This is a genomic window from Aeromonas sp. FL131 (genome assembly GCF_049860615.1).
In the GTDB taxonomy this organism is placed as follows: Bacteria; Pseudomonadota; Gammaproteobacteria; order Enterobacterales; family Aeromonadaceae; genus Aeromonas; species Aeromonas hydrophila.
On record NZ_CP187595.1, the window covers coordinates 4636746 to 4650688 of the forward strand.

At 62.3% G+C, this 13943-nt stretch carries 13 protein-coding genes; 11 read left to right on the forward strand and 2 right to left on the reverse strand.

The window, feature by feature from the left end; genetic code table 11:
* Together ACPW75_RS21585 and ACPW75_RS21590 are read left to right on the forward strand one after the other, a co-directional pair.
* Positions 1-1029: a glycosyltransferase family 9 protein gene (locus tag ACPW75_RS21585; RefSeq protein WP_179101419.1), complete on the forward strand. Its 1029-nt coding sequence runs from the start codon at positions 1-3 to the stop codon at positions 1027-1029.
* 55 nt (positions 1030-1084) lie between these two features.
* Positions 1085-2197 (forward strand): glycosyltransferase family 9 protein, encoded by a 1113-nt coding sequence (locus ACPW75_RS21590; protein WP_077096277.1) that lies wholly within the window; start codon positions 1085-1087, stop codon positions 2195-2197.
* Here ACPW75_RS21590 and ACPW75_RS21595 read toward each other — a convergent pair.
* A complete protein-coding gene (locus ACPW75_RS21595) occupies positions 2133-3200 on the reverse strand; it encodes a glycosyltransferase family 9 protein (RefSeq protein ID WP_077096278.1) in 1068 nt (355 codons plus the stop codon). The two genes, ACPW75_RS21590 and ACPW75_RS21595, sit on opposite strands and share 65 nt — an antisense overlap.
* Before the next feature lie 166 nt (positions 3201-3366).
* Complete coding sequence (locus ACPW75_RS21600; protein ID WP_011707879.1) at positions 3367-4230, reverse strand: YicC/YloC family endoribonuclease; 864 nt, start codon at positions 4228-4230, stop codon at positions 3367-3369.
* A gap of 146 nt (positions 4231-4376) precedes the next feature.
* Here ACPW75_RS21600 and rph point away from each other — a divergent pair, with 146 nt between their 5' ends.
* The 9 genes from rph (at position 4377) to ACPW75_RS21645 (ending at position 13884) form a co-directional block, all read left to right on the forward strand.
* The gene (gene rph, locus ACPW75_RS21605; RefSeq protein WP_024945517.1) at positions 4377-5093 is read left to right on the forward strand and encodes a ribonuclease PH; all 717 of its coding nucleotides are present in this window, start codon (positions 4377-4379) and stop codon (positions 5091-5093) included.
* A 74-nt stretch (positions 5094-5167) separates the two neighbouring features.
* Positions 5168-5821 (forward strand): orotate phosphoribosyltransferase, encoded by a 654-nt coding sequence (pyrE, locus tag ACPW75_RS21610; protein WP_077096279.1) that lies wholly within the window; start codon positions 5168-5170, stop codon positions 5819-5821.
* 180 nt (positions 5822-6001) lie between these two features.
* Entirely contained in the window at positions 6002-8434 is a 2433-nt protein-coding gene (locus ACPW75_RS21615; RefSeq protein ID WP_077096280.1) for a heavy metal translocating P-type ATPase, read from the forward strand.
* A gap of 10 nt (positions 8435-8444) precedes the next feature.
* Positions 8445-8834: a Cu(I)-responsive transcriptional regulator gene (cueR, locus tag ACPW75_RS21620; protein WP_010635698.1), complete on the forward strand. Its 390-nt coding sequence runs from the start codon at positions 8445-8447 to the stop codon at positions 8832-8834.
* A 126-nt stretch (positions 8835-8960) separates the two neighbouring features.
* Positions 8961-10115, forward strand: a complete 1155-nt coding sequence (locus ACPW75_RS21625) for a GGDEF domain-containing protein (protein ID WP_179101420.1) — start codon at positions 8961-8963, stop codon at positions 10113-10115.
* A gap of 30 nt (positions 10116-10145) precedes the next feature.
* Positions 10146-10409 carry a YihD family protein gene (locus ACPW75_RS21630; RefSeq protein ID WP_026457260.1) on the forward strand — a complete coding sequence of 88 codons (264 nt, stop codon included), beginning with the start codon at positions 10146-10148 and terminating at the stop codon, positions 10407-10409.
* 199 nt (positions 10410-10608) lie between these two features.
* Positions 10609-12057, forward strand: a complete 1449-nt coding sequence (gene ccoG, locus ACPW75_RS21635) for a cytochrome c oxidase accessory protein CcoG (protein WP_016352365.1) — start codon at positions 10609-10611, stop codon at positions 12055-12057.
* Between the two features lie 91 nt (positions 12058-12148).
* On the forward strand, positions 12149-13138 hold the full coding sequence (locus ACPW75_RS21640; RefSeq protein ID WP_017409685.1) for a serine/threonine protein kinase: 990 nt from the start codon (positions 12149-12151) through the stop codon (positions 13136-13138).
* A 137-nt stretch (positions 13139-13275) separates the two neighbouring features.
* Entirely contained in the window at positions 13276-13884 is a 609-nt protein-coding gene (locus tag ACPW75_RS21645) for a thiol:disulfide interchange protein DsbA/DsbL (RefSeq protein ID WP_043126077.1), read from the forward strand.
* Positions 13885-13943 lie beyond the last annotated feature (59 nt).

Sequence of the window (13943 nt, forward strand, 5' to 3'; positions counted from 1 at the left end):
ATGAATCTCAAGACGTTGCTTACCCACTCCATTGCCAGATGGCTGATCGGCAGAGCGCCTGACGCCGCCCCATGCCCCGCCGGGGCGAAGGTGAAGCGGGTACTGGTGGTCGGTTATGACGCCATCGGTGATTTCATTCTCACCCTGCCCGCCATGGCCCGGCTCAGGGAGATCTACCCCGCCGCGCGCCTCGAGCTGGTGTGCAGCCAGCGCAACCAGCTGCTGGCGGCGTCGGTCGTCGGGATCGATGAGTGTCACGTGATCACCCTGAACGACACCCTGTGGCCGGCGAGCATGTGGTGCAAGCTGCGTGAACTCAGGCAACGGCAGTATGACCTGGTGATCAATCTGTTTGACGAGCCCGACGATATCGCCATGGCCAAGTTGCTGTTGCTGGCCAACGGGCGCTTGCAGTCGCTGCCCCTGCGCTTCAAGAGCGACGGGCAGCAGAAGTTGCTGCCGCTGTTCAACCAGAAGGCGACCATAGTGTCATCACGCCCAGTCCGGGATCACTTCGTCTATCGCATGCTCAGCGTGGCAGGTGATGCGGCTGGCGTGCCGGCCACAGTACCGTCACCCTGCAATGAGCAGCTCGATACCAGCGCGTATGGCCGCTATCTGCTGGTCAACCTGACGGGCAGCCAGGTTGGCAACTCGATGACGGAGGCGCAGATCGACGAGATCCTGGCCCAGTTGCCGACCTATCAGGGGATCTCCTACCTGGTATTCTCCAGGCAGCCCGTGGCGTGCCCGAGGCAGGACATGAGAGTGCTGTTTCCCGACACCATTCTCGATGCCGCCAAGATTATCAAGGATGCGCAAGGGGTCATCTCGACCGATACCTCCATCATCCATATCTCCTCTTCCTTCGGGGTGCCCACCCTGGTGTTGATGAACAACGAGCGCTGGCGCGATGCGTTCATTCCGCTGGCGGGTCGCAATATCATCCTGCGCTCGACCACGGACAATCTGGCGGCCCTGTCACCGGCGGAGATCAGCCGCCAGGTCGATGCCCTGATGGCGCTCTAGTCGCGTCAGCCTGTTATCATCCTTTTTCCAACTCAACGGCCCTTCTGGTGGATTCATGTCATTAATCAACGATCTGCAACTCCAGCGTGACATTCTTCGCCGCAAGCTGGGGCAGCTGCTGTTCGATCGCAAGCGGCCGGCCCCGCTGCATGAGCGCAAGGGGAAAATAGTGTTGCTGCGCTGGGATGCCAAGCTTGGCGATGCGATCGTCTCGTCCTGGGTGGCCCGCGAAATCAAGCGCGCCAGCCCGGAGCGGGAAGTGTGGATCGTCACGACTGCTGCCATGGCTCCCCTGTTTCGCGATCATTTCGGCATGGACAAGGTGATAGAGGTGCCCAAGCGGCCGGGTTATGGCCAGCTCAAGCGGCTGGCACACTCGCTGGGGGAGGTGGAGTGTCTGGTGCACTTTGGCAAGATGCTAAAAATGAAGGACATCTACTTCATCAGTCAGGTGAGGGCGGATTGGGTTGCCGGCATGGACGACGCCCTGCAGGCGGTCAACCTCAAGCTGGGCAAGGCTTCCAGCGGCATGCACTTCTCCGACAAGTTCGCCCTGCTGTTGCAGCGGCTCGGCGTGAGTAATCCGGACCAGCAATACATAGTCCCGACCATGAGCCCGCCCGATGCGCTGGCCAGCTGGTGGCCGGCAGAGCCGGTCCTCTGTTTCAACCCGTACGGCAGCGGCAGCTCTCGCCGCCTGCGGCCCGAGCTTATCAGCCAGATGCTTGAGCAGATGCTGGCGGCGGGCTCTTGCGCCATCTGCCTGCTCTATCCGCCGGGTATGGAGGAGGAGGTGACCGGGATCCGGGCCGGCTTGAGCCGACCGGAGCGCCTGCTGCTGTCACCGGATGCGCCCTCGCTGGCCGGGCTGTTCGCCCAGCTGCGCCAGTGTCAGGGGCTGATCTCGGTGGACACGGCGACGGTGCACATCGCCGCCGGGCTGCACAAGCCCATTCTTGGCCTCTACAACCCGGACATAGGGGGCGGCAACGAGAACTTCCTGGAGTGGCACCCCAACTCCCCGTCAGCCACCGTGCTGTTCTCGACCAATACCCGGGAGCAGGATATCAACTCCCTCGACCTGGCCGAGTTCGAGCGTACCTTCAGGGCGTGGCTGCTTGCCAACCAGGCAGCGCTGTCAGCCGTTCAATCACCAGCTCGGGCGTGATGGCGCGCAGCAGGGCTTCGTCGATGAAGTCCTTTTCCGCGTTTTGCGGCAGCTGGAAATCGGGTCCCTTGGCATCGAACACATCGATGGCCTGATAACGGGGATGGTTGACCGGGTTGGCGATGATCTTGTCGCCACCCGGGGCCACTATGGTCAGCAGGGGCAGGTCGATGGCCTGCGCCATGTGGCGGGGGCCGGTGTCATTGCCGACAAACAGCCGGCAGTGGGCGAATAGCCCCACCAATTCCCGTACCGAGCGGGTCTTGATGTGGTCGAAGACGCTGGCTTGCAGGGCGGCGGGCAGCAGCGGTTTCAGGCCGCGGTTGTACTCCTCTTCCCCCGGCCCGCAGTAGATCAGGATCTGGGCGTCGTGCTGCTCGATCAGCCACTGGGCGACCTTGGCAAAGCAGTCGATGGGCCAGCGCTTGTAGTGCCCGAGCGAGTTGACGCCCATGGCGATCAGCGGGCGGCTCAGGTCGACGCCGGCGGCCAGCAGGGCATCCTTTCCTTGTTGTTTCTCTTCTTCACTGAGCCAGAGGTAGTAGTTGCGATCCTCGCTGGCCAGCTTGAGCGGCTTGAGCAGCGAGAAGCGATCGTCAACCAGGGTGCTGTTGCCCTGGAATTCGGTGTCCTTGCGAAAACGCACGATGCGGTTGTGGCCGAGCCGCCAGGGGAAGGAGTCAAACCCGATGCGCAGGCGGGCGCCGGAGAAGAGGCAGCTGAGCAGGCCGATCATCTGGCCCTGGCTGTTGACCACCACATCGTAGCGCTCGCGGCGAATGGCCAGCAGCAGATCCTTCATGTAGCGCCACTGGTTGCGCCTGGCCTTCTCGATGATGATGAGCCGATCGATATTGGGATTGCCCTGCGCCATACCCGCGCAATAATCCATGACCAGATAGTGAACCTCGCCGCTTGGGTCATTCTGCTTGAGGTTGTTGCACAGCGCGGTGGAGATCAGCACATCCCCTATCTGTTTGGTTTGAACTACAAGGTATTTCATAAGGCAGGCCTCAACAGAGGTCATGGTTGATCGTCAGCGTGACAGCATACCGCACAAGTGAGTCAGATGCTGTCGGTGCAACGTGAAAATCCGATCTGGCGCAGGCCGCCAACCGGGCGCGTCGTCAAATGAAAGAAGCCCGTCGTTGACGGGCTTCTTGTATCGATTACTCGATGTTCTGAATTTGCTCGCGCATCTGCTCGATGAGCACCTTCAACTCGACGGCGGACTGGGTCACTTCGGCGTTGATCGACTTGGAACCGAGGGTGTTCGACTCGCGGTTGAACTCCTGCATCATGAAGTCGAGACGACGGCCACAGGCGCCACCCTTCTTCATGATCTTGTTGGTTTCGCTGATGTGCATCTCCAGACGATCCAGCTCTTCGGCTACGTCGATCTTCTGGGCCAGCAGCACGATCTCCTGCTCGATGCGGGCCGGATCCAGCTCCACCTTGGCTTCGGCCAGCCGGTCGGTGAGCTTCTGGCGCTGCCACTCGATAATCTGCGGCAGGTGCACGCGCACCTTCTTCACTTCTACCTGAATGCCCGCCAGACGCTGTTCGATCAGGGCCTTGAGGTTGGCCCCTTCGCTGGCGCGGGAAGCGAGGAAATCTTCCATGGTCAGGTCAAACCCGCCGAGCAGCTCGGTGGCGACCGCATCCATGTCCTGCTCGGCGGCAGCCATCACGCCCGGCCAGCGCAGCACGTCGACCGGGTTGAGTTGGCCCTGGCCCGCCTCTTTCATCACCCAGTTGGCGCTGTCGATGATCAGCTTGGCCAGCTCTTCATTGATGTGTAGCTGGCTGGCAGCGGCTTGGGCGGCCTCAAAGCGCAGGTTGCACTCCACCTTGCCGCGCTGCAGCTTGGCGCGGAAGCGCTCACGCAGAACCGGCTCCAGGCTGCGCAGTTGTTCCGGCAGGCGAATGTAGGTCTCCAGATAGCGCTGGTTGACCGAACGAATTTCCCAAACGGCTGTGCCCCAGTCGCCCTTGAGTTCCTTGCGGGCGTAGGCGGTCATGCTGTGAATCATTGATTGTTCCGGGCTTGATGAAGTGTGGGGCCAGTATACTCAGCCAGCCCTGCTCCGTCAGCCGACAGCGTGGTTTTAGCGGCTGATATTTGGGCTGGGATCACTTATACTCCTGCGCCAATTCAGCCAGCCCAGAGGTCCGTCCCATGTCACGTCCCAGCGATCGCACTGCCGCGCAGCTTCGTCCGGTCACCATTACCCGCCACTTCACCAAGCATGCTGAAGGGTCCGTGCTGGTGGAATTCGGCAACACCCGCGTGCTCTGCACCGCCAGCGTCGACACCAGCGTGCCGCGCTTCCTGAAAGGGAAGAATCAGGGCTGGGTCACTGCCGAATACGGCATGCTGCCGCGCTCCACCCACTCCCGGATGAACCGCGAAGCGGCCTCCGGCAAGCAGAGTGGCCGCACCCTGGAGATCTCCCGGCTGATCGCCCGCTCCCTGCGCGCGGCGGTAGACCTGACCGCGCTGGGCGAGCACTCCATCACAGTTGACTGCGACGTGCTGCAGGCCGATGGCGGCACCCGTACCGCCGCCATCACAGGTGCCTGCGTGGCGCTGGTGGATGCGCTGAACTGGATGGTCGAGAAGGGCATGCTCAAGCAGAGCCCGCTCAAACAGATGATCGCCGCCGTCTCCGTCGGTATGTATGAAGGGGAAGCCATCTGCGATCTGGAGTACATCGAAGACTCCGCCGCCGAGACCGACATGAACGTGGTGATGACCGAGGATGGTCGCATCATCGAGGTGCAGGGCACCGCGGAGGCCGAGCCCTTCACCCATGAAGAGCTGCTGGAGATGCTGGCGCTCGCCAAGGGCGGCATCGCCGACATCATTGCGCTGCAGAAGCAGTCGCTTTCATAATTTTAAAAACGCGGCATTGACCGCGTTTTTTTATACCCCACGAAAGTAAACGACAAGCCAAGCAAGGAGCCAGAATGAAAGCCTACCAGCGTCAATTTATCGAGTTCGCCCTGGAGAAGCAGGTCCTCAAATTCGGTGAATTTACCCTGAAATCCGGTCGTAAAAGCCCCTACTTCTTCAACGCCGGCCTGTTCAACAGCGGCCGCGATCTGGCCCGTCTCGGCCGCTTCTATGCCGCCGCCCTGATGGATGCCGGCATCGCGTTCGACGTGTTGTTTGGCCCGGCCTACAAGGGGATCCCCATCGCTTCCGCCACCGCGGTGCAGCTGGTGGAGCAGTACGACGTGGACGTGCCCTGGTGCTTCAACCGGAAGGAGGCCAAGGATCACGGCGAGGGCGGCAATCTGGTGGGCAGCCCGCTCAAGGGGCGCATCATGCTGGTGGACGACGTCATCACTGCCGGTACCGCCATCCGCGAATCCATGGATCTGATCCAGGCCAACGGTGCCTCCCTGGCTGGCGTACTGATCGCGCTGGACCGTCAGGAGAAGGGCAAGGGCGAGCTCTCCGCTATTCAGGAAGTGGAGCGTGACTACGGCGCCCACATCATCGCCATCATTCAGATGAGCGACCTGATTGCCTATCTGGAAGAGAAGCAGGCCGAGCAGCCGGAGCTGGCAGCGCAACTGGCCGCCATGAAGGCTTACCGCGCCCAGTACGGTATCTGAGTCGCAGTTCACACCGCGCAATAGTTGAAGGCGGCGCCCGTTGGCTCTCTGGTAGCAAACGGGCGCCGTTTTTTTCATCCGCAAAAAGTGGATCATGTGGCTTGAGCTTACCCTTACAGTAAAGGTTAGGGTTTGTTGGTCGGCGCTCATTCTGGCCGACTGGTTCCGGGGAGGAACAACATGACCACTCATCTTCAATCACCCATTCATCTGCAGTTGCCGCTCAGCGGCATGAGCTGCGCCAACTGCGCCGGCCGCATCACGACCGCCCTCAACAAGCTGGAAGGGGTCGAGGCGACCGTCAACTTCGCACTGGAGCAAGCCACCATCGACCTTGCCAGCCCAGATCATTTGCCGGCGGTGCTGGAGAGCATCAAGGCGCAGGGTTACGACTACGGCAGTGAGACCATACTGTTTCAGATCACCGGCATGACCTGTGCCGGTTGCTCGGCCCGCCTGAACAAGATGCTGGCGGCGCTGCCCGGCGTCATCTCTGCCGACGTCAACTTCTCCATCGAGCAGGCCCGTATCGTGCTGGTACCCGGGATGCAGACGCCCGCTGGCCTGCGCGAGCAGATCGAAGCGCTCGGCTTTGGCGCCCAACTGGCGCAGGGCTCAGCCAGCGGCCGCCGCCAGCAGTTGCTGGAGCGGGAAGCGCAGGAGGCCGCCAGCGCCCGTCAGGCGCAAACCCGGGTCATCGTCTCGGCCCTGCTGACCCTGCCGCTGCTGGCGGGCATGCTGGCCATGGCCGGTCTGCTGCCCTGGCATCTGCCCGCCTGGCTGGAGCTGGTGCTCGCCACCCCGGTGCAGTTCTGGATCGGCGCCCGTTTCTATCGCGGTGCCTGGCTCGCCATCAAGAACCGCTCCGCCAACATGGATGTGCTGGTGGTGACCGGTACCAGTGCGGCCTACTTCTACAGCCTCTATCTGCTGCTCAACCTGGGGATGGCCGCCAGCGGCCAGCTCTATTTCGAGGCAAGCGCCATCATCATTACCCTGATTTCCCTCGGCAAGTTGCTGGAAGCCAGGGCCAGACGCAGTACCCAGTCCGCCATTCGCGAACTGATGGCGCTGCGGCCGGAAACGGCCACCGTCTGGCGTGGCGAGAGCTGGCAGAGCGTCGCCATCGACGAGGTGCTGCGCGGCGATCGGCTGCGGGTGCTGGTGGGTGAGCGGGTGCCGGTGGATGGCAGAATCGTGAGCGGCGCCAGCGAGCTGGATGAGTCGATCCTCACCGGCGAGAGCCTGCCGGTGCCCCGTGGCGAGGGTGACAAGGTGCTGGGCGGTGCCATCAACCGCTCCGGCGTGCTGGAGATCGAAGCTACTACGGTGGGAGAGGATTCCAGCCTCAGCAAGATCATCGCACTGGTGGAGAACGCCCAGATGGGCAAGGCGCCGCTGCAACAGCTGGTGGACAAGGTCTCCGCTGTGTTCGTGCCGGTGGTGATGGCCATTGCCCTGTTCACCCTGCTGGTGTGGTACGCCATCAGCAACGACTTCGGTCAGGCGCTGCTGGCGGCGGTGGCCGTGCTGGTGATTGCCTGTCCCTGTGCGCTGGGGCTGGCGACGCCGGCGGCCATCGTCACCGGTACCGGGGTGGCGGCGCGCCACGGCATTCTGATCAAGGATGTCGATACCCTGCAAAAGGCCCATGCCATCAAGGCGCTGATCTTCGACAAGACCGGCACCCTGACCCAGGGCCGGCCGGTACTGGCCAGCTGGAGCGGCAACGACGAGCAACTGCGTCTCGCCGCCGCTCTGCAGCAGGCGAGCGAACACCCGCTGGCGCTGGCCATGCGCGAGGCAGTCGGCAAGGAGGCTACGCTGCCCCAGCCGGAGGCGGTGGAGGTGCGGGTCGGGGCCGGTATTGTCGGTCAGGTCGCCGGTCACATGGTCGCCATCGGCAATGGCTCTTTGCTGGTTCAGCTCGGCATTGAGGTACCACAACAGGATGAACAAGCCGCCGACGGCGCGACCCGGGTCTGGGTGGCCATCGACGGGGTGGTGGCCGGCATAGCCGCACTGGCCGATACCCTGCGCCCCGAGAGCCCGGATGCCATCGCCACCCTGCGCCAGCGCGGCATCGCCAGCTGGCTGGTGAGCGGTGATGCGCCGGCGCCGGTGGCCCATATTGCCGCCAAGCTGGGGCTGGACGGGGCCTTCGACTCGGTGCTGCCGGCCGGCAAGGTGGAGAAAGTGGAGGCGCTGCGGGCGCAAACTCGCGGGCTGGTGGCCATGGTGGGGGACGGGGTGAACGATGCCCCGGCGCTGGCGGCGGCGGATGTCGGCATCGCCATGGGCTCCGGCTCGGACGTGGCGATGGAGACCGCCTCCATCACCCTGATGCGGTCTGACCCGCGGCTGGTGGCCGATGCCATCGACATCTCGGCAGCCACCTGGCGCACCATCCAGCAGAACCTGTTCTGGGCCTTCGTGTTCAACATCATCGGCATTCCGCTGGCGGCGCTGGGTTATCTCAGCCCCGAGTTGGCGGGGGCGGCCATGGCCCTGAGCAGCATCACCGTTTTGAGCAATTCCCTGTTATTGAAACGCTGGCAGCCGCGGGCACTTGCCCAGGTCAGCCACAATGTCAGCACAGAATCGAACCGTTAAGGAGTCATCCATGAACATCAGCAAGGTAGCCAAGGCGACGGGACTGACCGCCAAGACCATTCGCTACTACGAGAGCATCGGCCTCATCTCGGCGCCGGTCCGCAGCGACAACGGCTACCGCAGTTACACCGAGGGGGCGCTGCGCGAGCTGCGCTTCGTCAAGCGGGCGCGGGAGACCGGCTTCAATCTGGAGGAGTGCCAGGAGCTGCTGGCGCTCTATCGGGACGAGCACAGAACCAGCGCTCAGGTAAAGAAGCTGGCACAGGAGAAGATCGTCGATCTGCGCGCCCGCATCGCCGGCTTGCAGGCCATGCTCAGCTCCCTCGAGGGGCTGGTCGGCTGCTGCCACGGGGATGAAAACCCCGAGTGCCCGATCCTCGACGAGCTGGAGCGCGGCTGAGCCGCCTCTGCCGGCAGGCTGAGGCCTGGCATCATCGACTGACTAACCGCTTAATAACGGACGGTTTATTGTTGGCTCCGAAGGGGTAGTGGTAGACTGTGCGGCTCTTGTACAGGGAGTACGCAGTTGACCCAGAGTGTGACACGTCAGGTGAAGCAGGCCATCATGGCCCAGCTCTATACCCACGCCTCATTCAGCCTGCCTTGCCTGGGTCTGCTGGCGCTTGGCTGGAGCCTGCTGTTCCACGACTACCTGCCCGCCGCCGAGGCGCTCGGCTGGCTGGCCGGGGTGTTGCTGCTGCTGATCTGCCGAGGCTGGCACCTGCGCTGGCGTCAGCCCAGGCTGGCGCAGATCCCGCTGCCGGTGCTGGAGCGTGAGCTCTTCATCGGGGTGACCATCACCTCCATCATTTGGGCGCTGGGTGTGCTGCTCTACATGGACAAGCTGCCCGACACCTATCGTGCCGCCATGATGATGCTCTCCAGCCTCATCCTCACCGGCAGCGCCATCATGCTGTTCGGCAGCCGCCGCTCGCTTTACGGCGCCGTCTTGCCGCTCGGGCTGGCCATGCTGTTCGAGCTGGGGGCGGGCAACGAGCAGGAGCGGATCGTCTCCTGCATGCTGGCGGGCTACCTGTTCGTCTTCCTGCCGACCCTGCTGCGCCGCCTGCGGCGGGATAAGGTGGCCTCGCTTTATCACCGTTTCTCCAACGCCGATCTGGTGGCCGAGCTGAAGGCGGTCTCCGAGCACCTCAAGCTTACCTCCCGCTTGGACGGGCTGACCGGCATCGCCAACCGGGCCCACCTCGACTACTGCCTCGAGCGCGCCTGGCGTCGCTGTCACCGGGCCCGGGCGCCGCTGTCGCTGGTGCTGGTGGATGTGGACTACTTCAAGCAATTCAACGACCTCTATGGCCATCAGCTGGGGGACGAGTGTCTGCAGCAGGTGGCGGGTCTGCTGGCCGAGGTGCAGCGGCGCGAGGACGATCTCGCCGCCCGTTACGGCGGGGAGGAGTTCGCCCTGCTGCTGCCCTGTACCAGCATGCAGGGGGCGCTGCAGATCGCCGAGAACGTGCGGGTGGCGCTGAAGGATTTGAGCATTCCCCATCAGAAATCCCTGGTCTCCGGCCGGGTCAGTTGCAGCTTCGGGGTGGCGACCCTGGTGCCGGATCAGAGCCTCTCCATCAGCGAACTGATTCAAAAAGCGGATGCGGCCCTCTACCAGGCCAAGCATAATGGGCGGGATCGTATCGAAGTAGCCTTGATGGGTAAGGTTGCCTGAGTTTCACAAGACAGATTAAAGAGGTCGTCTATGCAATGTCATCGTATCGAAGAGCTGCTGGAGTTGTTGCAGCCTGCCTGGATCAAGGAACAGGATCTCAGCCTGGTGCAGTTTGTTGCCAAACTGGCCAAGGAAGCGGGATTTGAAGGTCCTCTGTCCGAGCTGACCGACGACATGCTGATCTATCACCTCAAGATGCGGGAATCCGACAAGCAGGCGATGATCCCCGGCCTGGCCAAGGACCACGTGCCCGACTTCAAGGAAGCCCTGCTCAAGGCCCGCGGTATCAAGTAAAGATTGCTCCAGCTGGAGCCTTTATTGGTGTTCAAAAGAATCTCTCAAAAAGGCGTTTCGTCAACTGGCGATACGTCTTTTTTGTTGCTTGAAATTGCGACGCCACTCGAACATTAGATACATTTTACCCACACAATTAGCAGGCTGTTTAAGATATAATCCGCTCCATAACAATTAATGAGTGGAGCGAAGTGTTGCAATGGCCGACCAGGACAAGATCGATATCAAGGATGTCACCGGCGATGTAACGGGGACATACAACCCCAATACCTTCAAAGCGAGCGATGACAGGTTCAATCCCGGCAACCGCATCTACGTGAGGGCCCAGACCGGCTACTGGCAGCGGGTGCGCAAGGCCATGGGCTGGTTCTTCGTGGTGCTCTTCGTCGCCATTCCCTGGTTGCGCTATGACGGTCGCCAGGCCGTGCTGTTCGATATCGGTCACCAGCAGTTCCACATCTTCGGTGCCACCATCTGGCCGCAGGACCTGACCCTGCTGGCCTGGATCTTCATGATTGCCGCCTTCGGGCTCTTCTTCGTGACCACCTTCCTCGGTCGGGTCTGGTGTGGCTATCTCTGCCCGCAGACGGTGTGGACCTTCATGTTCATCTGGTTCGAAGAGAAGCTGGAAGGGGCGGCCAACAAGCGCCGCAAGCTGGACGCCTCGCCCTGGAACGCCGAGAAGCTGGCCCGCAAGGGGGCCAAGCATCTGGCCTGGATCCTGCTGTCGCTGGGTACCGGCCTCACCTTCGTCGCCTACTTCCAGGATGTGTTCCAGCTGGTGCCGGACTTCTTCACCCTGCAGGCCAGTGGCTGGGTCATCTTCTGGGTGGTGCTGTTCGCCGCCTGTACCTACGGCAACGCCGGCTGGATGCGCGCCATCATGTGCATTCACATGTGCCCGTATGCTCGCTTCCAGTCCGCCATGTTCGACAAGGACACCTTCATCGTCGGCTATGACGCCAAGCGCGGTGAGACCCGTGGTGCCCGTGCCCGCAAGGCCGATCCCAAGGCGCTGGGGCTGGGGGACTGCATCGACTGCGACCTCTGCGTGCAGGTCTGCCCGACCGGCATCGACATCCGCGACGGCCTGCAATACGAGTGCATCAACTGCGGTGCCTGCGTCGATGCCTGCGATCAGACCATGGAGCGGATGGGCTATCCGAAGGGGCTCATCAGCTACACTACCGAGCACAAGCTGGCCAACGACTCCACCCACGTGGCGCGGCCCAAGCTGATTGGCTATGGCCTGGTGATGGCGGTGATGCTGGGGGTGTTCGTCTACAACGCCATGTCCATCATGCCGATGGGGCTCGATATCCTGCGGGATCGCAACCAGCTGTTCCGCGAGAACAGCGAGGGGCTCATCGAGAACACCTACACCCTCAAGATCCTCAACAAGACCCTGCATCCCCAGACCTATCAGCTGGATGTGGAGGGGCTGCCGGAGCACGAATGGTTCGGCCCGCGCGAGGTGACCTTGAAGGCGGGCGAGATCTTCACCCTGCCGGTGAGCGTAGCGGTCGACCCCTTCAATCTGAAGAAGCCGACCCTGGACATCCGCTTCGTGCTGAAACGCGAAGGGGCGGCCGCAGACGACAGCAAGGGGATCCTGCGCCAGCCCAGCAAGTTCATCAGCCGGCTGTGACCGTCGCCACCATGGCCGGTTTTAGCCGGTCATCGGGCGCGGCAATGATAAGCAGTAGTGATAGAATGGGGCGCAACGGCGCCCCTTTCTCATGGTGGATGACATGCGTTTCAACTATTCCGACCTCAATCCCGATCTCATCATGGATGCGCTGGACCTCAGCGGCCTGCGTATCGACTCCGGTCTCATCGAACTCAACAGCTACGAAAACCGGGTCTACCAGTTTCAGGATGAAGATCGTCGCCGCTACGTGGTGAAGTTCTACCGTCCCGGTCGCTGGAGCCGGGCACAGATCCTCGAAGAGCACGACTTCGCCGCCCGCCTCAATGAGGCGGAGATCCCGGTTGCCGCTCCCATCGCCTTTGCCGGTGAGACCCTGCTGGAGCATCAGGGCTACCCCTTCGCCATCTGGCAGAGCGTGGGGGGCCGCCAGTTCGAGGTGGACAACCTCGACCAGCTGGAGTGGGTGGGGCGCTACCTTGGCCGCATCCACCAGATAGGTGCCAGCCGTCCCTTCCACCACAGAGTCCGGCTCGATGTGGAGAGCATGCTGCACGAACCGCGTCAGCTGCTGGCGTCCGGCGAGTGGCTGCCGAGCGGGCTGGCCAAGTCCTTCTTCGGGGTACTGGACGAGCTGATCAAGCATGTCAGTGACGCCATGACCCTGGACGTGGCCCAGATCTCCCTGCATGGCGACTGCCACCCGGGCAACATCCTCTGGCGCGACGGCCCCATGTTCGTCGATCTCGATGACTGTCGCAGCGGCCCCGCCATCCAGGATCTCTGGATGATGCTGAGCGGCGAGCGGCACGAGCAGCTGATCCAGCTCGATACCCTGTTGGCGGGCTATGAAGAATTCATGGAGTTCGACCCGCGCGAACTGGCGCTGATCGAGCCGCTGCGGGCCATGCGCATCGTTCACTACATGGCCTGGCTGGCCCGGCGCTGGGAAGACCCCGCCTTCCCGCGCCACTTCCCCTGGTTCAACACCGATCACTACTGGCGCCAGCAGATCGCGACCCTGCACGACCAGCTGGAAGCGCTCAAGGCACCGCCCCTGACGCTGACGCCTGGCTGGTGATGAGGGAAAGAGAGCGGGCGGCAGACGGGACTCGCGCACCCAGCTTGACCATTGACTGCGCAGTGGTGACGCAATAGGCTTGGCACTGCTTCGGTTCGCCGGGCGTGCCTCACAGTGATCCCTTAACAGGAAACGTCATGAAAAAAGTACTATTTTTCCTTGCTGCCATGCTGATGATCCCCATGGTTCACGCCGCCCCCGAATTCAAGGAAGGCGTCAACTACGATGTGGTCAAACAGACCGGTAGCGCCCAACCGGAAGTGCTGGAGTTCTTCTCCTACTACTGCCCCCACTGCGCCAAGTTCGAGCCGATTGCCGAGGATCTGAAGAAGAACCTGCCGGAAGGCGTGCCGATGAAGAAAAACCCGGTGGCCTTCCTGGGCCGCGAGATGGGTCCGGAGATGCAGCGTGCCTACGCCGTTGCCAGCCTGCTGAACGTTGAAGGCAAGCTGACCCCGGCCATCTTTGACAAGATCCACACCCAGCGTCAGTACCCGCAGAGCCGTACCGACGTGAAGCAGATCTTCGTGGACAACGGCGTGCCGGCCGAGGAGTTCGACGGTGCCGTCGACAGCTTCGCCGTCTCCGGCATGGTCTCCCAGTTTGACCGTAACACCGAGAGCTACAATATCCGCGGTGTGCCGGCCTTCCTGGTCAACGGCAAGTACATGGTGAAGATCGAATCCATTACTTCCCAGGAACAGTTCAACCAGCTGGTGAAATTCCTGCTGGCCAAGAAAGACTGATCCCGCCAGACCCGATGAAAAAAGCCCGCCGGTGCAAACCGGCGGGCTTTTTGTTTGCC

Excerpts from the sequence above, each read along its gene's own strand:
- ACPW75_RS21615 (WP_077096280.1), top strand. The coding sequence starts at position 6,002 with ATGACCACTCATCTTCAATCACCCATTCATCTGCAGTTGCCGCTCAGC.
- cueR (WP_010635698.1), top strand. The coding sequence starts at position 8,445 with ATGAACATCAGCAAGGTAGCCAAGGCGACGGGACTGACCGCCAAGACC.
- ACPW75_RS21585 (WP_179101419.1), top strand. The coding sequence starts at position 1 with ATGAATCTCAAGACGTTGCTTACCCACTCCATTGCCAGATGGCTGATC.
- ACPW75_RS21590 (WP_077096277.1), top strand. The coding sequence starts at position 1,085 with ATGTCATTAATCAACGATCTGCAACTCCAGCGTGACATTCTTCGCCGC.
- ccoG (WP_016352365.1), top strand. The coding sequence starts at position 10,609 with ATGGCCGACCAGGACAAGATCGATATCAAGGATGTCACCGGCGATGTA.
- ACPW75_RS21600 (WP_011707879.1), bottom strand. The coding sequence starts at position 4,230 with ATGATTCACAGCATGACCGCCTACGCCCGCAAGGAACTCAAGGGCGAC.
- ACPW75_RS21640 (WP_017409685.1), top strand. The coding sequence starts at position 12,149 with ATGGTGGATGACATGCGTTTCAACTATTCCGACCTCAATCCCGATCTC.
- ACPW75_RS21645 (WP_043126077.1), top strand. The coding sequence starts at position 13,276 with ATGAAAAAAGTACTATTTTTCCTTGCTGCCATGCTGATGATCCCCATG.
- pyrE (WP_077096279.1), top strand. The coding sequence starts at position 5,168 with ATGAAAGCCTACCAGCGTCAATTTATCGAGTTCGCCCTGGAGAAGCAG.
- rph (WP_024945517.1), top strand. The coding sequence starts at position 4,377 with ATGTCACGTCCCAGCGATCGCACTGCCGCGCAGCTTCGTCCGGTCACC.
- ACPW75_RS21630 (WP_026457260.1), top strand. The coding sequence starts at position 10,146 with ATGCAATGTCATCGTATCGAAGAGCTGCTGGAGTTGTTGCAGCCTGCC.
- ACPW75_RS21595 (WP_077096278.1), bottom strand. The coding sequence starts at position 3,200 with ATGAAATACCTTGTAGTTCAAACCAAACAGATAGGGGATGTGCTGATC.